Here is a 22165-nt window from a genome sequence, read left to right on the forward strand (position 1 = left end):
ACGAAAATCATTTAGTTTTTATGAAACATCAAATCATCACTATCTTATTCTTTTTTACAATACCATTTTCAAGTTATGCGCAAAATCACGTGATAAATGGTAAAATTACTGATACCAATGGCGAAACGCTATTTGGAGTTAACGTAATTGTAAAAGAATTAAATAAAGGAACAACCTCAAATGAATATGGTTTTTATGCGCTTACACTACCAACAGGAAATTATACTATTAGTTTCAGTTATTTAGGTTTTAATACTGTTGACAAAGAAGTAATTCTTAACGGTGATTTATCATTAAATATAGAATTAAAGGAAGAGTCAACCTCATTAGAAGAAGTGGTGGTTTCTACCAAAGAGGCAGAAATTATTGCCAAAATAAAGAAGCCTCAGATGAGCGTAAATCAGCTAAGTGCAAAAATTATTAAGCAAACACCCGTTGTTTTAGGCGAAACCGATATTCTAAAAACAATTACACTTTTACCAGGAGTCACGAATGCTGGAGAAGGTTCATCTGGTTTTAATGTGAGAGGTGGTGCCGCCGATCAAAATCTAATTTTACTAGATGAGGCAACAATCTATAACACGTCACACTTATTTGGGTTTTTCTCTGTATTTAATACCGATGCTATAAAAGGAATTCAATTGTACAAAGGAGGTATTCCGTCAAAGTTTGGTGGTAGAGTATCTTCTGTATTAGATGTGCATCAAAAAGATGGTAATAGCAAAGCGTTAGGTGTAAAAGGTGGTATAGGCTTAATATCGAGTAGATTAATGGTGGAAGGTCCTCTACAGAAAGAAAAAAGTTCATTCTTGGTGGCCGGAAGAACTTCATATGTTAACCTGTTTTTACAACTAGCAAATGAACCCAATAGAACTTCCTTCTACGATCTAAATACAAAACTATCGTATGAGTTTAACGAAAATAATAGATTATTCTTATCAGGTTATTTTGGTAGAGATAATTTTAACATCGATAAGGTTTTTGAAAATTCATATGGCAATTCTTCGTTAAACCTGCGTTGGAATCATCTTTTTAATAAAAGGCTTTTTTCTAATCTTTCACTTATATATAGTAAATACAACTACAATTTAACTTTTGATGCTTTTGGCTTTGAGTGGGTATCTGATATTAATAATTTTAATCTTAAATATGATTTTGATTACGCATTAAACAATGACCTGAAGCTTAATTTTGGAACTAATGTTAACTATTATAAGTTCAATCCGGGTGAGATAAAAAAATCTAATGAATCTTCTTCTGTTAACAATAGAAAGTTAGATAAAAAAGATGCTTTTGAGCCTTCAATTTATGCTGAATTGCTTCAGAATTTAGGAAGTAAGCTTTCATTGAGATATGGTATACGTGTGAGTTCATTTTTTAGAACCAATGAGAAAGTTTATTTGTATGAGAATGATGAGCCTGTTGCGTATAATAGTCTATTAGATATTTATGAACGAACAAACTCTATCGGAGTAGATGATGGAAAGAAAAGTTCTTTTTATGGATTCGAGCCACGGGTTTCTCTAGTTTATAAATTCAATGAGAACACATCTTTTAAAGCCAGCTATCAGCGTATAAATCAATATTTGCATTTAGTCTCCAACACGAATTCGGCCACACCTTTAGATGTGTGGACTCCTAGTGGCCATTATATCGAGCCTCAAAAATCTGATCAATATGCAATTGGTTTATTCAAAAATTTAAACAACAATGCGTTCACATTAGAATTAGAAGCTTATTTCAAAAATGTAAAAAATCGAATTGATTATATCGATGGAGCAGATCTTATAGCGAATAACACTATTGAAACAGAAATACTAGTTGGGAGATCGCGCTCTTACGGTCTGGAACTATTACTACAAAAAAACAAAGGTCGATTTACCGGTTGGTTAAGTTATACTCTTAGTAAATCAGAACAACAGGTTAAAGGGAGAACACCTAATGAAACAGGTATTAATAACGGTAAGTGGTATAATACGCCTTATGACAGAACACATGATCTATCATTTACGGGAAATTATAAATTAAACGATAAATGGTCTTTTGCTACAAATTTTATTTTTCAAACAGGTAGACCTGCCAATTTTGCATCTGGTCAATACGAATTTGATGAATACGTAGTTCCGGTTTTTACAACTAGAAATGCTGAAAGACTGCCTTCATATAATCGTTTAGATATTTCGGCAACTCTTACTCCTAAAAAGAATAAAAACAGAAAATGGCAAGCACAATGGGTTTTCGGAATTTATAATTTGTATAACAGAAAAAATGCCGCTTCCATAAACTTTCAAAGAAACCCTGAGACATTACAAAACGAAGCAATAAAAACATACATTTTTGGTGTTATGCCTGCTATTACATACAATTTCAAATTTTAAAATCATGAAAAGGATAAAAACTTTCGTACTCATCATTACTATCGCTTTGTTTTCTTCATGTGAAGAGACTATTTCATTAGATTTAGAAACATCTAAAGAGCGATTGGTTATAGAAGCATTGATTCGATGGCAAAAGGGAACTTCTGGGAATGCTCAACTTATTAAATTAAGTAAAACATTACCATTTTATAGTAACCAAATAGTTCCTGCAACAGGTGCAATTATTAATGTAACTCATGAAAACGGCACAGTATTCAATTTTAACGAAACCAGTGATGGCATTTACAAAACTGACACGTTTTTACCCGAATTGAACACTAATTATACACTTCAAGTTATATACAATGGAGAAACATATGTAGCCACTGAAACCTTAATCAGTACACCTATAATCAAAGAAGTTACTCAGAGTATTGAAGAAGGTTTTAACACAGAAGATGCCGAAGTAAATATCTTTTTCGACGATCCGAAAGACATTGATAATTATTATCAAATAGTTTATAAAAAAACTCGAGACGATGATATTGAAACCGAAGTAACATTATATGATGATCAATTTGAAGATGGTAATGAACTAACTGATTTTTATGAAGAGGAAGATGATGATGATATTGAATTTTTGACTGATGATGAGTTTGTTATTTCTTTATTAGGAATATCGAAACAATACTATAATTTCCTTACGCTTATTGATCAACAGGCAAATGCAGAAACCGGACCTTTTTCAATACCTCCGGCAAATGTAAAAGGTAATTGCGTTAACACTACAAATGAGGAAAATTATCCATATGGATATTTTAGTTTAAATGAAGTCGATGTTGCTACTTATATTTTTAAGTAGATTAAATCACTAAAAACAAAGTCCGCAATAGTTATTGCGGACTTTGTTTTTTATAAATAATTCCAGAAAAAATCTCTTTACATTTCTAATGCCTTTTCTGGCTGGTTGTTCATTAATAACTCTAGTGGATTTTCTAAGGCCTCTTTTACTGCAACTAAGAATCCAACCGATTCTCTACCATCAATAATTCTATGGTCATATGATAATGCCACATACATTACAGGTTGAATTACCACTTCTCCGTTTACTGCCATTGGGCGCTCAACGATGTTATGCATTCCTAAAATAGCACTTTGAGGAGGATTGATAATAGGTGTAGATAACATTGAACCAAATACACCACCATTGGTAATGGTAAAGGTTCCTCCAGTCATTTCATCAATAGTTATTTCACCCTCTCTAGCTCTAATCGCTAAACGTTTTACTTCAGATTCAACACCTCTAAAGGTTAAATTCTCAGCATTGCGAATAACAGGAACCATCAATCCTTTTGGTCCTGAAACTGCGATAGAAATATCTTGAAAATCGTATGATATTTTATAATCACCATCAATCATTGAATTAACTTCCGGGTATAATTGAAGTGCTCTTACACAAGCTTTTGTAAAAAAGCTCATAAAACCTAAACTAACACCATGTTTTGCTTTAAACTCTTCTTTGTATTTAGCTCTAAGGTCAAAAATAGGTTGCATATTAACCTCATTAAAAGTGGTTAACATTGCAGTTTCATTTTTTACAGATACTAAACGCTCTGCCACTTTACGACGCAGCATTGATAATTTTTTACGCTCAGTACCGCGAGATCCACCTGTAGAAGGTGTACCCATACTTGGTGTAGCTTTTACCGCATCATCTTTAGTAATTCGTCCATCTCTACCACTGCCTTTTACTTCATTAGGCGAAATACCTTTTTCGTCTAATATTTTCTTTGCGGCCGGAGAGGTAGTTCCCGTAGCATAGGTTTTAGTGCTAGCTGCGGCAGGTTTTACTTCTTCTTTTGGTGCTTCTTCTTTCTTTTCTTCTTTTTCGGCAGCACCATTCGTTGATGGTTTGGTAGCACTGGTATCTATAAGACAAACTACAGCTCCAACTTCAACAGCATCTCCCTCTTCTGCTTTAAGCGTAATAATACCACTCTCTTCGGCAGGTAATTCAAGTGTAGCTTTATCAGAGTCTACTTCGGCGATAGCCTGATCTTTTTCAACATAATCACCATCTTCAACAAGCCAGGTGGCTATTTCTACTTCGGTGATCGATTCTCCCGGTGAAGGGACTTTCATTTCTAAAACCATGGTTTTTAATTTTCAATAATCAAATTCTAAAACTCAATATGTTAATTGCGATCTAAAATTTGAGACTTGGTTATTTTTTAACTAAATACTTTATCAATAACTTTTTGATGTCTTGTTTTAAATCGCGCACTAGAACCTGCTGCCGGTACCGCATAAAATCCACGTGAAGCAACTTCTAATTTCACTAAATTAAATCGTTGCAACATATAACTCCATGCACCCATATTTTCAGGTTCTTCTTGTGCCCACACATATTTTTCTACATGTTTATAGCGATCAATTACTTTTTGTAACTTTTCTTCATGTAGCGGAAACAATTGCTCAATACGTGCTATAGCCACATCCTCTCTATTTAATTTTTCACGCTCGGCCAACAGATCATAATAGAACTTACCAGTACAAAAAACTAGCTTTTTTACTTTATCAGGATTAATAGTATCATCTATTACTTCTTGAAATTCGCCCTCGCTAAATTCTTCTAAACTCGATATTGCCTTTGGATGACGCAATAAACTCTTTGGTGTAAATACTACTAATGGTCTTCTAAATTTACGTTTTAGTTGACGACGCAATAGGTGAAACATATTCGCCGGAGTAGTACAATCAGCAACGGTCATATTATCAATTGCGCATAGCTGTAAATAACGTTCAATACGTGCTGATGAATGCTCTGGCCCCTGTCCTTCATATCCATGCGGTAATAAAATTACTACACCATTTTGCATTTTCCATTTATCTTCTGCAGATGAGATATATTGATCAAACATAATTTGAGCACCATTAGAAAAATCACCAAACTGGGCTTCCCAAATGGTTAAAGTATCTGGCGCAGCCATTGCATATCCATAATCAAATCCTAGAACTCCATATTCAGATAATAAAGAGTTGTAGATATTCATATGCCCTTTATTCTTTGGATTTGTATTTAGCAAATTGATACGTTCTTCTGAAACCTCATCTCTTAAGATCGCGTGACGATGACTAAAAGTACCTCTTTCTACATCTTGACCAGAAATTCGAATATCGAACCCTTCTTCAAGCAAACTTCCATAAGCAAGCGTTTCTCCTAATCCCCAATCGATACTATCTTCCTCTACCATACGAGCTCTATCAGCAAGTATACGTTCTGCTTTACGTAAAAACTTTACATCTTGAGGTACAGTTGAGATTATTTTAGCAATTTCTTTTAATTTATCTTTAGAATATTTTGTGTCAATATTCTTTAACATAGCGTCATTTTCTGGACGAGCATAGTCTTTCCATATCTCTTCCATAAAAGGAACAACTTTAGATGTTGTATCTTCTTTTGATTTTTGATACTCTTGCTCAAGCATCTCTTTAAAATCAGCTATGATCTTCTTCTTATAGTCTTCATTAATTACACCTTGTTGAATCAATTGCTCGGCATAAATATCGCGTGGATTTTTATGTTTAGAGATTGCTTTATATAATGTAGGCTGTGTAAATCTAGGCTCATCACCTTCGTTATGACCATATTTACGATATCCTAATAAATCAATAAATACATCACGCTTAAATCGTGTTCTAAATTCAACGGCCATACTCATAGCGTGTACTACAGCTTCGGCATCGTCTGCATTAACATGGAGAACAGGCGACAATGTTACTTTACCAATATCGGTACAATAGGTACTTGATCTCGCATCTAAGTAATTTGTTGTAAAACCAATTTGATTATTTACAACGATATGTATGGTTCCTCCAGTTTTATAACCATTTAACTGAGCCATTTGTATTACTTCGTATACAACTCCTTGTCCGGCTATCGCTGCATCACCATGCACTAGTATCGGTACTATTTTTGAAGAGTCGCCTTCATAATCATGATCAATTTTAGCACGTGAAATACCCTCAACAACGGCATTAACCGTTTCTAGATGCGAAGGGTTTGGGCAAAGGTTCATCTTAATTTCCTTACCATTTTGGTAGGTTTTATTTAAGGTTAAACCTAAGTGATATTTTACATCTCCATCTATCGTTTCATCTTCAAAATCCTTTCCTTCAAATTCACTAAATAGATCTCTTACCGGTTTCCTAAATACATTTATCAATGTGCTTAATCTACCTCTGTGCGCCATTCCTAAAACACATTCTTTTACACCAAAATCATTAACAGATTTGTATAGGGCGACGCTAATTGCCGGAATTAAAGCCTCTCCTCCTTCTAATGAAAATCGCTTTTGACCTACATATTTAGTTTGCAAAAATTGCTCAAAAGTTACAGCCTGGTTCAATTTTGAAAGGATGTACTTCTTATCATCAGCAGAAAAATCGCCGTGATTATTATTTTTATGAAGTTGACTTTGCCACCATTTAATCTCTTCTGGCTTACGAATATACATATATTCAATCCCTATAGACTCACAGTAAACCTCTTCCAAATGCTTTATAATATCGGCTAATGTTGTGCTGCCTATACCTAAAATATCTCCTGCATTGAAAACAATATCTAAATCATTTTTAGAAAGTCCGAAATTCTCAATATCTAATGTTGGTGTATACTTTCTACGCTCGCGAACCGGGTTGGTTCTAGTAAACAAATGCCCTCTGGTACGATAACCATTAATAAGCTCTACAACTTTAAATTCTTTGTGAACATGCTCTGGTACTTCAACAGAAGCTTCTTCACCATTTAATGAATAGTTTTCATTGGCAAGGTCATACCCTTGAAAAAAACTCCTCCAGCTTGGCTCTATTGAATCTGGGTTTTTTAGATATTTATGATATAAATCTTCTATAAAACCAGTATGTGCGGCATTTAAGAATGAAAATCTATCCATGGATGATTACATAAAAAATAATTAGAACAAAAGTACAATTATTTGCAATAATACGTACAGCAGAATAAAGTAAAATACGAGATAAAAAAAATAGTAAAAAAAACTTTTTTGAGCTTGCAAAAAGTATAAAAACATTTATATTTGCACACGCAAAACGAAAAATGGTTTTGTAAATTCCTCCTTAGCTCAGTTGGTTAGAGCATCTGACTGTTAATCAGAGGGTCCTTGGTTCGAGCCCAAGAGGGGGAGCTAGATAAATAAAGGCTTTGAGAGTTTTTTACTTTCAAGGTCTTTTTTCATTTGCACTCAATTTGCACTCACGAAGTTAAATCATAGCATTTGGTGCTATTTGATGCAAGATACCGATTCTTTCTTAAATCTAAAAATACCCATAAAAAGGTATTTGTCAGCTCAATTTTATAATTAACTTTGAACAAGTACTGTCGATAAGTCGTTGACTTGCAGTCTAAATATAAATTTTAACTAAGCTATTATTATGAAAAATTATTCCAAGAGTTTCGACTTAAAAGAAAATAAGTGTAGCGTCGAAATTAAAACAATTAATGGTCAAGATTATTTTGAAGAAATTATTTTAGGTGGTAAAATTCCTAGTGCTTTTACGATAACAGGCGTCGATTTTCTCAACACTAATTCGGTTTTAATAACTTTAAAAGGTGGAAACCCTTCATCTGATGAAAGTGATTTGTTTAAATCATCTCCAGATAACTTTGATGAAATCGTTCAACTTGGCACTCCCAAACCCCCGGCAACGCCTTCATTAGAAGTTGAATTTCTATGGAATTCTTATGACGACGGCTCCCTTCCTGCTATGCCTAAAACAACGGGGGGTAGTATATTAGTATAAAATATTTGAATTCTTGAAAGAAAAAATTAAACGGAACTTTTTTTTGCTAGTATTTATTCTATTAGTAAATAATCTGTATTGCCAGAAAAGCAATCTTAAAATAATAGATAGCTTAGTTAATTATGGGCAGATTAAAGATGCCTTCGTTGAACTTAACAAAATCGATACTAATAAAATTGGAAAAATTGAGAAGGCAAAGTATTATTATCTATTCGCCAAAAACCTTGCGCTCAATAATGAGGAAGGTATTGGTTTCAAATATTACCTAAAATCAAAAGATTTCTATTTAGAATTAGATAGCTTGGATAAAGTAGCAGAGATTAACCTGTCCATAGTTCAACTTATTAGCTCAACTGACTTAGATCATTTACAATATCAGTCCTTTTTAGATGATTATATATCTCACGCAACAAAAAAAAATTCTTCTGAACTCCTTTCCAAAGCTTTCATGGAAATTGGCAAGTGTTTTATAAATTCCAAACCAGAATTAACATTAGACTATTTCAAACAAGCGGAAGCTGAAAATAGGAAAACTCCTAATACTTTAATGAATGCAAAAATTCACCACAATATAGGGGTCTTTTTTGCAGAACATTCAAAACATTTGGATTCTGCACTATATCATTACGATATTGCGATTAAGGAATATAAAAGATTAAATCTACTAGACTATATTTCTTATATCTATAACAACCGAGCCACGGTTTTTAAAAAACAGGGGAATTATTCTAAGGCCATTGAAAACTATTTACGCGCAGACTCGCTCCCCATTAAAGAGTACTACAAGAGCAATAAGAAATTATTATATAGCTTTCTTTCTGACGCTTATGAGAAAAATAATGACTTTGAAAATGCAACGAAATATTTAAAATTACATTTAGCATATAAAGATAGTGTTAATGAGGATATTCAGAATACCACTATGTATGATATACAAACTAAATATGAAGTTGAAAAGAAAGAAAATGAGAATTTGAAGTTAAAACAGAATAAAACATGGTTGATAGTCGGGTTACTAGTACTCGTACTATTTTTATTACTTAGTTATTTTGCTTATAAAAATCAATTGTCCAAAAAGAAAATTGCTCAATCTGAAAGAGAAATAGAAAGACAAAAAGTAGAAAAATTACTCAAAGACCAAGAGGTTAAAGGTATTAATGCAATGATTCAGGGTCAGGAAAAAGAAAGAGAAAGAATAGCAAATGATTTGCATGACAACCTAGGAAGTATTCTGGCAACAATAAAGCTTCATTTTCAAAATTTAAAAATAAGAAAAGAACGTTTGGAACAACAAGAAAAAGAAATGCTTGAGAAAACAGATGATTTAATTGAAGAGGCCTACCAAAAAGTACGCAATATGGCTCATGCCAAGAATGCCGGGGTAAAATCAAAAGAAGGGCTTTTACCAGCAATTAAAAACTTCGCTTCAAAGGCTTCTGTAGTAAATGAATTAGTTATTGAGGTTGAAGACCATGGGATGGACCAACGTATTGAGAATTCCCTAGAAATTACCTTGTTTAGAATTGTACAAGAGTTGATTACTAACGTTATAAAACATGCAAATGCTACAGAGTGTACTATCCATTTAACGCATCATGATGATAATTTAAACATTATGGTTGAAGACAATGGATCTGGATTTGATAGTTCTAAGATAAAGGTCGATGAAGGTATGGGTCTCTATTCAGTGCAAAAAAGAGTAGAAAACTTAGGAGGACGAGTAACGACAGACTCGGTAATTCAAAAGGGTACAACAATAATAATAGACATCCCATTAAAATGATTCGTTTAGCATTGGCAGAAGATCATAACGCCCTTATAGACGGAATCAAACTGTTTTTGGAATATGAAGAAGATATTGAATTTGTTGGTTTTGCCAACAATGGAAAGCAGTTATGTAATTTAGTTCGATTAAAAAGGCCAAATGTTGTAATAACTGACATCCGAATGCCTATACAAGATGGTATTTCAGCTACTAAAGAAATTTTAGAGACCGAACCATATACAAAAATAATCGCTTTTACAATGTTCGAACAGGACGATGCCATACGCCAGATGTTAGAAGCAGGAGCAAAAGGTTATATTCTTAAAAATTCTAGTTTGAAAGAACTATTACGAGCTGTTAGAACAGTATATGCAGGGGAAACTTATTTTGATTCTAACATTGTGATTCCTGACGACTCATCAACTACAAGATCAAAAGGTACTTTAACAAAACGTCAAATAGAAATACTAAAACTGGTTGCTCTTGGAAAGACTAATCAAGAAATAGCCAATGAATTATTCATAGGTAAAACTACTGTCGAAACACATAGAAAAAACATGATTCGTAAACTCGATCTTAAAGGTGCAGGGGAATTACTTCGTTATGCCCTAGAAAGCAAATATAAATTTTAGATTTACCAATTTGGGATTAATTACCCTTGAATGGGTATTTACTTGAGTTCATTATCAAACTAGATTTGAATTATTAACCAAAACTATTTCAAATCATGAGAACGTTGATCTTATATGTATTCTTAATCCTTTCCTTTATTTACTCGAATCTTATTAATTCACAAAGTTTAGACCAAAAAGCATATAACCATTTTTGGCAGAGCCTTGAAGAAATGGTTTCTAGAACAGGTCCCAGAGAGAATGTGCATTTACTTACAGTTTATAGAGAGGCCACTTGGGCTGAAATTGATAACGCTGCAGCTCTCTCTGATTTATATGAGTTTGGATCCATGGTGCCCGAAGAAGATTTTGCCTTAGACCCTAGTTATACAAATATGAGACTTCATCAACTGTATGGTAGGTTAATTAGTTATGTCGAATGGCCAGAAGAACAAACTCAGGAAGAAAAAGATAATTTTAATGAAGCACAAAAAAATTGGGAGAAGTACACCATTGAGTATCAAAATGCCATTGACGAATACAACAAAAAATTTAGAGAATACTGGGATTACCTGGAGAGCAAAAAAATCAAAATAAACAATTTTTATAGGAGACGCTTTAGGAGAATACATGGAAGAATAATAAATCCAACTCGAAGAAGATATAAAAATGCTCATGCAGCAATGCTTCGGCATACGGATAATTTTAAGGTTTATCGTGATGCGTTAACAGATTTTGATGAATTTATGGAAAGTGCTGGTACAGCTGCTGAAGATATAGGAGAAGGAGAAGAAATGTACAATGGAAGTAGTAACGAACTAAGCCAGTTAAAAAAATGTACAACCTCTAATGATGACGGATGGCAAGAAATTATTTATACAAAAGATATTGATGAATCCTATGTTAAACATGGCGGTTGGAACGGGAATGGTAAATGGAGAGGAGGTTCATTTTTTGGAAATTTTTCAATTGGTGGTGGACAAACAAAATATGCATCAGTAATTTCATCACAAAGCGATACTTTGAAAATACGATTCTGTAATTTAAGATTTGTGCGTATCATACCTGCCAAGTGGTTTAATGCGTCTTTATTGCAAGGGATTAACGACGGTAGTGTAAAATTAAGACCGGGTAATCCACTTGAAAATAAACCTTTATACGGGCCAGAAGGATATATGCCCAGATTGCTTAAGGGTATAATTGTAGCGAAGGATATTGAAGTTAACTCCAATCTTAATATTTCTAAATCAAGTGAAATCCGCACTAAGAAGAGAGGCAAGGCGGGTTGGGGAATTGGAAAATTAAGGATTGGTGGTAAAGCAGGCAGTAGCTCAGTGAATAAGTGGAAATCAAATGAGAGTGGAGCTTTTAAGGCTAACACAGCATCAGAAAATCCAATTATTATAGCTGTCGTGTCAGAAACAACGCAATAATAGTCAAGAAATGAGAAATATTTTTAAGCTAATAATAATTTCCTTAGTAATGATTGCTAGTCTATTAATATCTTCAAATACTAGAAGGCAGATTTATCGACTTACCTCTCATTTATTCAACAATGAACCGTTTGTTAATTTCGACGACCAACTTGCTGATTATATTAAAAATTTCTACTCTGAAAATATTGATGAAAATCAAATTCACTTTCTAGACAATTCTGTGTATGATTTTATCAACCAGGGCAAAGGAATTGATGAAGATTTACGAATATCTCGCGTATTAAACTTTTATGGAAAAATGATACCTAACGAATCTAATTTGTATAGATCTTCTTCAATCAACTTAATCGAAGAATATGGTCTATTATTAGATGATTTGAAAGACGGTGAATATGACTTTCTAAACGATACGAAAGGAAGATATGAAGAAAATACTGCTGAAACTGAGGATGGAGTAGCTGGACTTTCAGACACTAATCCACCATACGACGATTCGGAAATTTTGTGGTCAAGTCTGGCTCAAGATTTATACGATTCTGTTGCAGTAAAAACGGGACGAATTTTGACTGCCAATAGAAATTTTGACGTTGAGATTACATTCTCACATAGATATTTACGGCTGACTTTTGAAAGAGATTGGTTCTCAAGCAATTTACTGGACGCAGTATATAAAAATAATAAAGTATTGAAATCAAAATATTTTGGCCCTGAAGGAAGCCTACGATTAGTTCCATCTGATCTTTGGATTCGCTATAATGATAGAGTTTTTATCAAAATAAGTGAGCAGGGGTTGGCTTCAATAACTAATCCTGGTAGGCCAATAGAATTAGTAATATCTGAAAATGGAATATCAAAAAAATTTATACTGAGTCATATTAAACCATCCTCATTAGAGCATTTAAACGGATATAATTGTCAGGCACTAATTGATGGTTCTTCCGCATATTTATATGCAGTTGTTTCCAAAAGAAGAGCATATGCTTTTGATTATAATATTTTCTAAATGAAAAATTTAAAGACTTATTGGAGAAATAATGAGAGTTTATTTCTTCTATTTATTGGCTCAATAATAGGGTTAATATCGCTATTTTTTGTAGAATATTTTACTGGTCTCATTAGACCTGAAAAATCTCTACGAATAGATGCTGGATTTTTTGTAAAAGCATTAATACTATTCTTTGGTTTTCTATCTATTATTTTGATTTTCACCAAAAGGTTTCCTAAGAATGTTAAATTTTTTGTTGCCGCTTTCGTTGGCCCCTTAATTGGTAGTTTTTTACTAATGATAACTTCGATTCGTACCGGAACAGGTCCATTTATAACTTCAATAGACTTGCCGAGTAAAACCTCAAGTGTAGCTTCTGAGAAGATTGTACTACCAATTTTATTTGATAATGGAAGTAGTACACTGAACAATATCGAAAAACAGAAAATTTTAGATTATATTGAATTATTTGATCAATGTAAATCTGAAACAGTTTTAGTGAGAGGTTTTGCAAGCTCTCGACGATTCAAAGAACATAGCAATAATCGTAATATGATATTAGCTAACGATCGAGCAAAAGAAGTTGCCAAATTCCTAAGCTCGAAATCCGGAAAAAGTTTTGAAGCTTTCGAATGGAAAAGTTATCCAGAAATGGATGCTGAAAAGAGATTAGTTGATCTTGACATCAATAAACATCTTATACCAAGATTAGAAACTCTTAATCGGAGAGTGGAGTTAATATGGAGTGATGAAAATTGTTTTGAAATTTTTTCTGTTGACAAGTCGCAATTGGTATTAGAAGATTGAAATATGATTTATCCAACTTATAGAATAATGAAGATCATTTTCATTTGCACTCACGAAGTTAAATCATAGCATTTGTTGCTATTTATTGCAATTTAGTAAATCTAATAAAGTTTTTCAAGCGTAAAGTGAATTTAATCACTGGTAATTCCGAAGCAAATAGTTATAAACGTTTTTGTACAGTAGCTTTTTGAATTTCTAGTTTAATTTTTTCAACACACTCTACCAGGCTTTTAGTTATTTCTCTCTCCCAGAAGCGAATTACGGTCCAGCCTGATTCTTTTAAGGTCTTATTGTATTCTTTATCCCGTTCCATATTCCGTTCTATTTTTCTAATCCAATAATCCCTATTTGACTTGATTTTTGTTTTTTTGTCTTTCCAGTTGTATCCATGCCAAAATTCTCCATCTATAAAAATGGCGAGTTTATATTTTCTAATCGCTATATCAGGGTTTCCAGTAATTTCTCTATTAGAAATCCTGTACCTTATACCTTCCTTCCATAATGCTTTTCTTAATAAGATTTCTGGTTTTGTGTTTTTACTTCTGATTTTGCTCATTAATTTAGAGCGCTGTTCAGTTGTTTTAAACCCATACTTAGTTTCCATTTATAAAAATATGGTTTGTGAATAGTGTATGCGGAGCACTGACAAGATTTATGTCAAATTTCAATGATGGTTCAACTCTCGAACTCGCATTATGAATTCTAAAGGAAATTTGCCAACCTTCATTCAGAGAAACCACTAATGTGGTTGTCGAGTTTTCTTGATAAACGATTTCAATCAGTCTTGTTGGCAATTTCAATTTTGGAATCTTTGCTTTTGGTTTTACTTTCTTAAAAGGTAAATTCAAAGTTCCATGTAAATTGTAAGCCTGAATCTCGACTTTCTTTTTGCCCTTAATTACTTTGTAAAAGTCTTGATTGCCAATTAAATATTGCACCAAATTTTCAGCAACGGTTTTTGGTTTTTCTTTATCCAAACGAAGTAGTTCTTTTCGAAAAGCATCTAAAATTGGTAAATATACTACTTGATGCATGTTTTCAATTGACGTCCATTTTGTTGATTTATCTTTTGCTCTTAATTCAGTGAGCATATCAAATATTGGCTTGATTTCTTTAAAGTAATTATCTGAACAAGAAACGCCCAACCACTTTTCTCCAAAGTTGATTTTATTCGACAATCTTGAATGCTTGACCGCCCTGTGATTATTCTTAGCAGAAATTCCAATTTCCCATTTTTGTAAAGAACGTATCATTAAAACATCGCGTACATCCCCAGTTTGTCCAGCTTGGTCGCTTACTAATTCAAGCACTAGTTTATCTTCTTCACTAATACCCTTTGAAAGTCTTGGTTCTATATCAATTAGAAAATTGATTGAGGCACTTGCGGTAATTCGAAAAGTATCTTGCTCTTGTTCACTAAAACCATCAAAAAAACCTTTAGCGGTTTTGTAAGAATCATTTTTTGTAATTGAAACGCTGGTTATTGTTTTCAGGCGTTCGTAAAATTCAAAGAGTAAAGCATATTCAAATGCTTTCCCGTTAATTGTTTGACTTGCCATGAATTATGAAATTGTGTTCTCTAATTCCAACTTTTCATTTGCAGCCTGCTTTCGCTTCTTTTCCGCATTTCTTATCTGAGATTTGATACTTATGGCAATGTGTTTTGCAAGATTTACCGGAACTGCATTACCAATCATTTTATAACCAGCCGAAATATGGTTATAATGAAATACAAAGTTATTTGGAAAAGTCTGAATTCTGGCACATTCTCTTACACTTAACCTACGATATAAATCTTCTTTTCCTGGAACAAAAACACGTACATTTTGTTCTATGAATTTCATTTTAGGAGCTTGCGGATGTAGAGGTGCATGTCTTCCTCCTGCCTGAATGGTAAAAGACTGCTCATCCCAACTTCTCACTCTATTTCTTGACATAAACATTGATGAAAAATCACCAGTCATATATTCGTGATTTGGAACTTTACAATTCTCTCTATTTGTCTTATTCCCTTCTTTTGCTGGAACTACATTATCATTTAAATCAGCTATTGCTTGCATTAGAGTTACTTTCTTTTTTAATGCTTGCGGAAACTGAAATTCAAAATCAAGGTCTTCTCGAATACCAACAAAAAAAACTCGTTTTCGGTCTTGTGGAACATCAAAATCAGATGCATTTAATAATTTAAATGATAATCGGTACCCAGCATTTTTAAACATTTCTTTAATGTTCTGTAAAGCCTCATTATGTCTCTCTAATAACATTCCACTTACATTTTCGGCCAGAAAGAACTTCGGTTGTTTTGCTTCTAAAATTCGGATAAAGTCATAAAATAATTGTCCGCGTTTATCATTTATCCCACGCAACGCACCAGCTTCACTCCAACTTTGGCAAGGTGGTCCACCAATAATTCCATCACATTCTGGGACTTCATCAGATTGTATATCTACAATACTTCTTCTATCGAGAATTGTATTTTTATGATTTTTCTCATATGTTTCCCAAATATCCTTGTCGTATTCATTAGCCCAAACAACATTAAACCCTGCTTTTTTAAATCCTAAATCGAGCCCACCAGCTCCTGCGAAAAATGATACTATATTCATATTTTATTGTGTTTGTAATGTTTGGTTAAGTTTTCTTCGATATTCTGCCTTTTCTTCTGCGACTTGAAGCAATTGCTTAGTGCAATTCGTTTCATAAATATGTTTTCCGATTTGGTCAGTCACATATTCATTTCGCAATTCTTCTAGATTGAGTTTAAATATTTTAGCTAACAGAGGTAAACGTTTTTCATCAAAGTCCCGTTTTCCATTCTCAATTTTGCTTAAATTCGCAGAGTCTAAGTTAAGTTTTGCCGCAAGTTGGGTTAAAGTCAAACCATTTTCGGTTCTTAAAAATCGGATGTATTCTCCAAATGTGGTTTTCATATGACTTGTCAAATTTTGACAAATATATAATTTTATTTAAAATATTCAAGTGGAGATTTAGGAAATTTTAGCTCTTTCGATGGGTTTCGAATGATGCCAATAAATGAATACTAAGATAAGACGATAATTTTCACTAGACTAGTATGGCACACAACAATTTGTGCTTGGTTTGTTGCGTATCTGGTGCAGCAAATAGGCCAAAGGGAAACTGAGTATTAGGAAAATCCTGCGAATTTTCTGAGCATTATAGACCCAAACAATTAATTGTGAACCTTGTTAGGCACAGGATTTATTTTTTCAATTATTTCTTTTCCTTTTTTCAAATAGTCTTTTCGCCAAGTTTCCTTATGACTTTCTAAGATTGAGTTAAACTCTTCACCTTTAGTTAATCTTTCATACACTTCAACTGCGAAATAAAGTTGATAGGCAATACTAGACTTAACATAGTTGTCATATGGTATTGACTTCATAGTTCTCGAAAGAAATGAATTAAAAGCGTATAGTCTATCTCCTTTTGATTTTGCTTTCGTTTCTAATCCTAATATCTGACACATCTTTTCAAGATGGTTCAACCTAAAAATCGGTAAGAATACATTTGGATAAAAATAAGAAGCTAACCTTATCGGTAAAGTTTCCACATATTGCGGAATTCGGAAATCAAATATTCCATTGCAATATTCTCGAAGGACATCATCATCTTCTAAATTCCACTCTTTTTTTCCAATAATTGGTGGATATATATAACTTATAATTTCTGAAAATTTGACATGTTCAAACACCTCTTTAACCTGTGATTCTCTTAATCCAGTACCAGCTATATGTCCTTCTTGACCATACATCATCTTATAGTACAAAGATTTTTCTCTATTAGAATGCCCTTTTGGAGCATAAAAGTCTTCAAGTAAAAACCCTTTTTTGATCTTTTCTCTGATTGCATTTCTATCTTTGTTGGCTATAAATGCGTTGTCCGTGTAGAATGTGAAATCTTGTTTTGCTTCAAAGAGGAAATCTATTAAATCTGATAATTCCAAATTTGAGATATTCACTTTTCTAGTACGAATTGGAAGCTCCTTAGGTTTTTGATATTGGGTTCGCTTTTTTAGTAATAAATATTTTTGATAATTTTCGGTGATTAAAACTTCTGTTACCTTCCTATCTTCAGATTCTTTCCAAATCTTTTGAAAAAACTTTTTGCATTCCACTAAATTTTCTCCTTCAACAGAGGATGTAATCTCCACACTATTTTGAAATCCGCTTTTTGTTAAATTTGAGGAGCTTAGAAACCCATTTGAATCAAAGAGGTACAATTTGAGATGTATATCGTTGTTGAATCTGATTTCCATTCCCTTGGTTAGTAGAAATTTTAGTGTATCTAACTCAAAAGAATGTAAATTGAATTCATTAAAACAAGTAAGTAATCTTTTGGATTGGATATTCGAAATATTTTCCGCAGAAAGTATCGTTTTAGCGAAACTGGATATAAACGGGACAGCTATTAAGAGTTCACTAGAAGTCTCCTTGATTGATTTGGAAATTATGCCGGTTATTGGATTCGTATAGATTTTTTGGTTCATTTTTCATCTTTTGTCGAACTGCTTATACATTATTAGCTTCAGAAAATTATTTACTGTTTTCGACTGTTTGGCAATTTAATTAATTCGAGATAATTTCTGAAGAGGAAATTGCCCAGAAATTAATTAAGCGCGCTGTAGTGCGTAGGTTTTTTCTCTGTAATCTTTAATTGTTTTATGTATATAATATTCAATTTCATATTTCCATTCTGATTTGGCATTCTCATGAAAATTCCATGGCTTACATATCTGACACCCTTTAAAACCTTTATTTCTCAACATACCATAACTAGCAGTTTTCTTTTTGCTTTTTTGAGCATAATGGCATCTCTTAGTATGAATTATTTTACTTTTAGAAACATAATAATCTCTGAATGATTGCATTTTTAAATGCCCGTCCATTAAGGTATGACAACTTTTACACAGTACAATAAGGTTTTCTAATGAATGGTTTCCATTATCAGCTCTTCTTAGAATATGGTGAATATGGCAAGTTTTAATTTCCTCTTTTTTACCACATCTTTGACATTGGCCTCTATCTCTCTTAAAAACTATTTCCCTCCGAAGATTCCAGTCTTTTGGATTCCGCCCGTTTTCAGTTTTACGATATTTTTCTTCACATTTCCAGAAATCACTTCCATCATTTTCTACTTCTGATATGTCATATTCTCTTTTGTGATCTACGTATATCATCCGTGCATATTCAACAAGAGGTTCAATAACAGTGTGAATAGCTTTTTTCTCACTTTCTCTTGTATTAATCAGCTCTGGGAAGTATTTACTCTTATAATCCGTGTAGTCCAAAAAAGCGAATTTAATGTAAGGGTATTTAGAAGCAATTCCCATTGTAATAATTTCATAATATTGAGAATAGAAATCATTAATTTGTTGAAAAAAACGTCTTCTTTTTTTATTTTCTTTTATGTCTTCAATTTTTTGAAAAACAAATGCTACGCTTAATAGGGTTATGATAAAACCGAAAATATAAATCATTTAGAAGGTATTGCTCAACTTACGCTCAACAGTTTAAGTATGATTAGTTTCGGAAAAGTAGTTACGATTTTCCGAGGTATTGGCAAGTTAATTAATTAAAGTGAATTTCCATTGAGGAAAATCCATTGTAATTAACTATATACGGTGTTGTGCCACGTTTTTATTTGATTTATGCTCATAAACCTCAATTCCTAACTGGTTTTTCACAGCTTTTAAATCATCGGGCAACTTATTTTCCAACGCTAATAATACTCTACAATTCGGGAGAGAATCATTAACAATCTGTTTAGCCTCTAGTAAAGCTTTATACTTCACACATTGAAAGAGACCCCTTTTTATATCTGCTGAATTTGATATAAAAGACTTTACCTCAATTCCAATTATTTCATCTTTATTTATAAAAACTACATCTATCAAATCCATCGAAGGTAATTCATATTCTATAATTCCAACAAGTTTTGCTGAGAGACCAAACTTTTTCGGATTCTTTGATATAAAATTCTTGAAGTCTTTATGTTCTTGACTTTCGCCTCTATTTCCATAATGATTTGGTGCAGGTTCCTTTAACTTATTATCATAATCGGTCTCTATTGGTCTTAAATTAAGTTCTGATAAAACCCAATACCAATCATTATAAAGATAAATATCGGAAAGCATTTTATCAATAACTTTCCTTTTTTGATTTTTATTAAGCAATACGAAATCATTCTCCTCAATGAACCCTTCAATTCCTGAACCTGGCATTTCTTTCGATTTATTTATTACCAAGCAGTTCAAAACAGGAATTTTTTTGCCAGTTCTTTCTTCCAATTCTTTTAAAGAATTTCCGATTGCCCCAAGTACAAAATTTAAATTTCTCGGATTCGGCATTTTCATTTCTTCTGCTAGGTCAGAATAATATATTGGTTTCCCTGCTCTTGCTTGCCTCACTAAAATTGGGAATGCTATTCGTGCGCGCTTGATATACAATTTTTCGTTATTATTTATATCAGTTTTGGATTTTTCACTTGTCGCTACACTTGTTGCAGAGTTTGGCTTATTACCTAAAAAATAATTCGCATTTCTATCCCATTTAATTACGTCATTCTTTTTTAAGGTTTGTAATGCATTTCTAACGTTTCTTTTCCATCTTTCCTGTTGATTATATTCTGCTAATGGGTCAAAATCTCCTGCCTCAAAACTTTCGACATTGCTCTCTACTATATTGTAAATGTCTGATAGATTTACCCAAGTGTTCCTCGGAAGGTTTTTTAAAATTATTTTTCTTAAAGTCTTTTGGTTTGTAATCATTATTTATCAGGCTTGGTCAATTAATTATACATGGTGCTGCCAACCGGTATTATTTGGATTTACTCAATAACCAATTAGCAAAACTTCTTCTAGCAATTTGCATTACCTTTAAATGTAACATCATTATCTCTTCCGTTTTATTATTAAATTCCCAATCTGAAAAATTATCTCCACTTAGCAAATATTCCGTATGTGTAATTTTGGACCTTATATTATAAATCTGGTTGTATAATTTTCTAGCTTCATTTTCACCAGAAACATATTTAAAAAGAAATTCTCTAAACTTCGCAGATATTCCCCAAATTGGTCTTCCACAATTTTGACATTGTCTTTTCGATGATTTAATTGTTTTACAACCGCTACATTCAAATTCGATTTTCTCATCCTTAAATTCCAGATTAACCAATGTTTCAATACTGGAAACAAGTGAGAAAAAAGACAGGCTCTTCATATTTTTAAATAATTCTAATCCATTGCAAAATTGATGCATCGCAGAATTAATTATTTTTAATTCTTTTTCGTTCAAATTGAAATAGTTATCGAAAATAACATCTGCTGTTTTAGGAAAATTTATACTCTTATTTTTACTCTCAAGTGGTTCATAGTAATAGTACAATCTTTGCGGAAGAAGTTCTATTTTTGGAAAGTCATGATTTGAAAATTTAGTGATGAACAATTCTTTGCCAATATTTTCGTATACATAAGATGGCATAGACCAAGAACTTGATATTTTATCAAATTTCTTTCTGGCATCATCTGTTAATTCTTCCGGGATTGGTACCGTCCACAACATTTCAATATGCCTATAAAAGAATAGGCGATAGTTTGAAATTGTAGAAATAAGATTAGTCAATTGAATCAATTTGTTAGTTTGAGCTGACAATTCAGCTACTGTCTGATTAGTTGATTTTTTATCAAATTCCTTGACTTCTTTTATTTCACTTTTATCCAAAAAGAATTCAATTATCAATGGGAAATGCGTAGCTTGCTTAGATCTAGGCGCGTTTTCCAGATTGATTGGATAAATCTGAAATTTGTCTCCAAATCTATAACTGGAATTTAGAGGTGTTTTTGAAAAAATAATATTTCTAATATAGTTTCGCGGCATTTTTTTTTGGTTGCGGAATATATAGCAATTTAGTTAATATCAACTATATAACTATAAATGGCGCCAATGTAATAAATCCTTTATTTTTTTAAAATTATTCATTACAATATAGGTGTTAATTTCACTAGCTCAAACTATTTATTATTCCCTTTGGCAATAGTAGATTGAAGAAATTCCTATTTTTTGGCATCAATTCATCTCATTTGATAACAATTAACATTTCAAAATCATCTTATAAAGCCCTAACTTTTATAAGCAAATAGTGCTGCTATTTGTATGAAAATATGGTTCGCTTTGCGAACGAGATTTGAATAGCAAGAGGGTAACACGCTACGCAATGTTGCTTATTTTTATTTAGTTGATTTTCAAATGATTATCAGTGCTATGAAAAATACCATTAGGGCATTTTTGCTGCAATTTACAGTAAATCAACTCTAACACCTTGATAATCAGCAACTATTTACAGTAAATTTGCAGCAACACTAGGACAAT

General features: G+C 32.6%; 18 protein-coding genes and 1 tRNA gene. 9 read left to right on the forward strand and 10 right to left on the reverse strand.

Annotated features, from left to right (window positions below; genetic code table 11):
• The first annotated feature begins 20 nt into the window (after positions 1-20).
• Together AC1EUU_RS13630 and AC1EUU_RS13635 are read left to right on the forward strand one after the other, a co-directional pair.
• Positions 21-2378 (forward strand): TonB-dependent receptor, encoded by a 2358-nt coding sequence (locus AC1EUU_RS13630; protein WP_480201995.1) that lies wholly within the window; start codon positions 21-23, stop codon positions 2376-2378.
• 4 nt (positions 2379-2382) lie between these two features.
• A complete protein-coding gene (locus tag AC1EUU_RS13635; RefSeq protein ID WP_480201996.1) occupies positions 2383-3219 on the forward strand; it encodes a DUF4249 domain-containing protein in 837 nt (278 codons plus the stop codon).
• A gap of 77 nt (positions 3220-3296) precedes the next feature.
• Here AC1EUU_RS13635 and odhB read toward each other — a convergent pair whose 3' ends face one another.
• Positions 3297-4511 (reverse strand): 2-oxoglutarate dehydrogenase complex dihydrolipoyllysine-residue succinyltransferase, encoded by a 1215-nt coding sequence (gene odhB / locus AC1EUU_RS13640; RefSeq protein WP_480201997.1) that lies wholly within the window; start codon positions 4509-4511, stop codon positions 3297-3299.
• Positions 4512-4588: 77 nt separating this feature from the next.
• Positions 4589-7312 carry a 2-oxoglutarate dehydrogenase E1 component gene (locus AC1EUU_RS13645; protein WP_480201998.1) on the reverse strand — a complete coding sequence of 908 codons (2724 nt, stop codon included), beginning with the start codon at positions 7310-7312 and terminating at the stop codon, positions 4589-4591.
• 175 nt (positions 7313-7487) lie between these two features.
• On the opposite strand from AC1EUU_RS13645, the gene AC1EUU_RS13650 reads away from it, so the two are divergent.
• The 7 genes from AC1EUU_RS13650 to AC1EUU_RS13680 all read left to right on the forward strand — a co-directional run bounded on the left by AC1EUU_RS13650 (position 7488) and on the right by AC1EUU_RS13680 (position 13781).
• Positions 7488-7561, forward strand: a tRNA-Asn gene (locus AC1EUU_RS13650).
• 247 nt (positions 7562-7808) lie between these two features.
• Complete coding sequence (locus AC1EUU_RS13655; protein WP_480201999.1) at positions 7809-8177, forward strand: hypothetical protein; 369 nt, start codon at positions 7809-7811, stop codon at positions 8175-8177.
• A 13-nt stretch (positions 8178-8190) separates the two neighbouring features.
• Positions 8191-9960 (forward strand): tetratricopeptide repeat-containing sensor histidine kinase, encoded by a 1770-nt coding sequence (locus tag AC1EUU_RS13660; RefSeq protein ID WP_480202000.1) that lies wholly within the window; start codon positions 8191-8193, stop codon positions 9958-9960.
• Positions 9957-10574, forward strand: a complete 618-nt coding sequence (locus AC1EUU_RS13665) for a response regulator (RefSeq protein ID WP_480202001.1) — start codon at positions 9957-9959, stop codon at positions 10572-10574. The genes AC1EUU_RS13660 and AC1EUU_RS13665 overlap by 4 nt, the downstream gene beginning before the upstream one ends.
• A 95-nt stretch (positions 10575-10669) precedes the next feature.
• On the forward strand, positions 10670-11986 hold the full coding sequence (locus AC1EUU_RS13670) for a hypothetical protein (RefSeq protein WP_480202002.1): 1317 nt from the start codon (positions 10670-10672) through the stop codon (positions 11984-11986).
• A gap of 49 nt (positions 11987-12035) precedes the next feature.
• Positions 12036-12992 (forward strand): hypothetical protein, encoded by a 957-nt coding sequence (locus AC1EUU_RS13675; protein ID WP_480202003.1) that lies wholly within the window; start codon positions 12036-12038, stop codon positions 12990-12992.
• Positions 12993-13781, forward strand: coding sequence for an OmpA family protein (locus AC1EUU_RS13680; protein ID WP_480202004.1), 789 nt, complete (start codon positions 12993-12995; stop codon positions 13779-13781). It begins immediately after the preceding gene.
• Between the two features lie 160 nt (positions 13782-13941).
• Here AC1EUU_RS13680 and AC1EUU_RS13685 read toward each other — a convergent pair whose 3' ends face one another.
• From AC1EUU_RS13685 to AC1EUU_RS13720, 8 genes are all read right to left on the reverse strand, one after another.
• The gene (locus AC1EUU_RS13685) at positions 13942-14385 is read right to left on the reverse strand and encodes a very short patch repair endonuclease (protein WP_480202005.1); all 444 of its coding nucleotides are present in this window, start codon (positions 14383-14385) and stop codon (positions 13942-13944) included.
• A complete protein-coding gene (locus AC1EUU_RS13690) occupies positions 14375-15340 on the reverse strand; it encodes a HaeIII family restriction endonuclease (RefSeq protein ID WP_480202006.1) in 966 nt (321 codons plus the stop codon). Before AC1EUU_RS13690 ends, AC1EUU_RS13685 begins: the two co-directional genes overlap by 11 nt.
• Before the next feature lie 3 nt (positions 15341-15343).
• Positions 15344-16387 (reverse strand): DNA cytosine methyltransferase, encoded by a 1044-nt coding sequence (locus tag AC1EUU_RS13695; protein WP_480202007.1) that lies wholly within the window; start codon positions 16385-16387, stop codon positions 15344-15346.
• A gap of 3 nt (positions 16388-16390) precedes the next feature.
• A complete protein-coding gene (locus tag AC1EUU_RS13700; protein WP_480202008.1) occupies positions 16391-16711 on the reverse strand; it encodes a helix-turn-helix domain-containing protein in 321 nt (106 codons plus the stop codon).
• A gap of 260 nt (positions 16712-16971) precedes the next feature.
• Positions 16972-18285 carry a phospholipase D-like domain-containing protein gene (locus tag AC1EUU_RS13705; RefSeq protein WP_480202009.1) on the reverse strand — a complete coding sequence of 438 codons (1314 nt, stop codon included), beginning with the start codon at positions 18283-18285 and terminating at the stop codon, positions 16972-16974.
• Positions 18286-18408: 123 nt separating this feature from the next.
• Positions 18409-19275, reverse strand: coding sequence for an HNH endonuclease (locus tag AC1EUU_RS13710; protein ID WP_480202010.1), 867 nt, complete (start codon positions 19273-19275; stop codon positions 18409-18411).
• A gap of 135 nt (positions 19276-19410) precedes the next feature.
• Positions 19411-20565 carry a hypothetical protein gene (locus AC1EUU_RS13715; protein WP_480202011.1) on the reverse strand — a complete coding sequence of 385 codons (1155 nt, stop codon included), beginning with the start codon at positions 20563-20565 and terminating at the stop codon, positions 19411-19413.
• Between the two features lie 49 nt (positions 20566-20614).
• Entirely contained in the window at positions 20615-21673 is a 1059-nt protein-coding gene (locus AC1EUU_RS13720; protein WP_480202012.1) for a hypothetical protein, read from the reverse strand.
• Between the last annotated feature and the right edge of the window lie 492 nt (positions 21674-22165).

This window comes from Maritimimonas sp. 2205BS37-2 (genome assembly GCF_056591755.1).

What these genes read in the sequence shown, in the direction of transcription:
- AC1EUU_RS13630 (WP_480201995.1), top strand. Translation starts at nt 21, where the DNA reads ATGAAACATCAAATCATCACTATCTTATTCTTTTTTACAATACCATTT.
- AC1EUU_RS13635 (WP_480201996.1), top strand. Translation starts at nt 2,383, where the DNA reads ATGAAAAGGATAAAAACTTTCGTACTCATCATTACTATCGCTTTGTTT.
- odhB (WP_480201997.1), bottom strand. Translation starts at nt 4,511, where the DNA reads ATGGTTTTAGAAATGAAAGTCCCTTCACCGGGAGAATCGATCACCGAA.
- AC1EUU_RS13645 (WP_480201998.1), bottom strand. Translation starts at nt 7,312, where the DNA reads ATGGATAGATTTTCATTCTTAAATGCCGCACATACTGGTTTTATAGAA.
- AC1EUU_RS13655 (WP_480201999.1), top strand. Translation starts at nt 7,809, where the DNA reads ATGAAAAATTATTCCAAGAGTTTCGACTTAAAAGAAAATAAGTGTAGC.
- AC1EUU_RS13665 (WP_480202001.1), top strand. Translation starts at nt 9,957, where the DNA reads ATGATTCGTTTAGCATTGGCAGAAGATCATAACGCCCTTATAGACGGA.
- AC1EUU_RS13670 (WP_480202002.1), top strand. Translation starts at nt 10,670, where the DNA reads ATGAGAACGTTGATCTTATATGTATTCTTAATCCTTTCCTTTATTTAC.
- AC1EUU_RS13675 (WP_480202003.1), top strand. Translation starts at nt 12,036, where the DNA reads ATGATTGCTAGTCTATTAATATCTTCAAATACTAGAAGGCAGATTTAT.
- AC1EUU_RS13680 (WP_480202004.1), top strand. Translation starts at nt 12,993, where the DNA reads ATGAAAAATTTAAAGACTTATTGGAGAAATAATGAGAGTTTATTTCTT.
- AC1EUU_RS13685 (WP_480202005.1), bottom strand. Translation starts at nt 14,385, where the DNA reads ATGGAAACTAAGTATGGGTTTAAAACAACTGAACAGCGCTCTAAATTA.
- AC1EUU_RS13690 (WP_480202006.1), bottom strand. Translation starts at nt 15,340, where the DNA reads ATGGCAAGTCAAACAATTAACGGGAAAGCATTTGAATATGCTTTACTC.
- AC1EUU_RS13695 (WP_480202007.1), bottom strand. Translation starts at nt 16,387, where the DNA reads ATGAATATAGTATCATTTTTCGCAGGAGCTGGTGGGCTCGATTTAGGA.
- AC1EUU_RS13700 (WP_480202008.1), bottom strand. Translation starts at nt 16,711, where the DNA reads ATGAAAACCACATTTGGAGAATACATCCGATTTTTAAGAACCGAAAAT.
- AC1EUU_RS13705 (WP_480202009.1), bottom strand. Translation starts at nt 18,285, where the DNA reads ATGAACCAAAAAATCTATACGAATCCAATAACCGGCATAATTTCCAAA.
- AC1EUU_RS13710 (WP_480202010.1), bottom strand. Translation starts at nt 19,275, where the DNA reads ATGATTTATATTTTCGGTTTTATCATAACCCTATTAAGCGTAGCATTT.
- AC1EUU_RS13715 (WP_480202011.1), bottom strand. Translation starts at nt 20,565, where the DNA reads ATGATTACAAACCAAAAGACTTTAAGAAAAATAATTTTAAAAAACCTT.
- AC1EUU_RS13720 (WP_480202012.1), bottom strand. Translation starts at nt 21,673, where the DNA reads ATGCCGCGAAACTATATTAGAAATATTATTTTTTCAAAAACACCTCTA.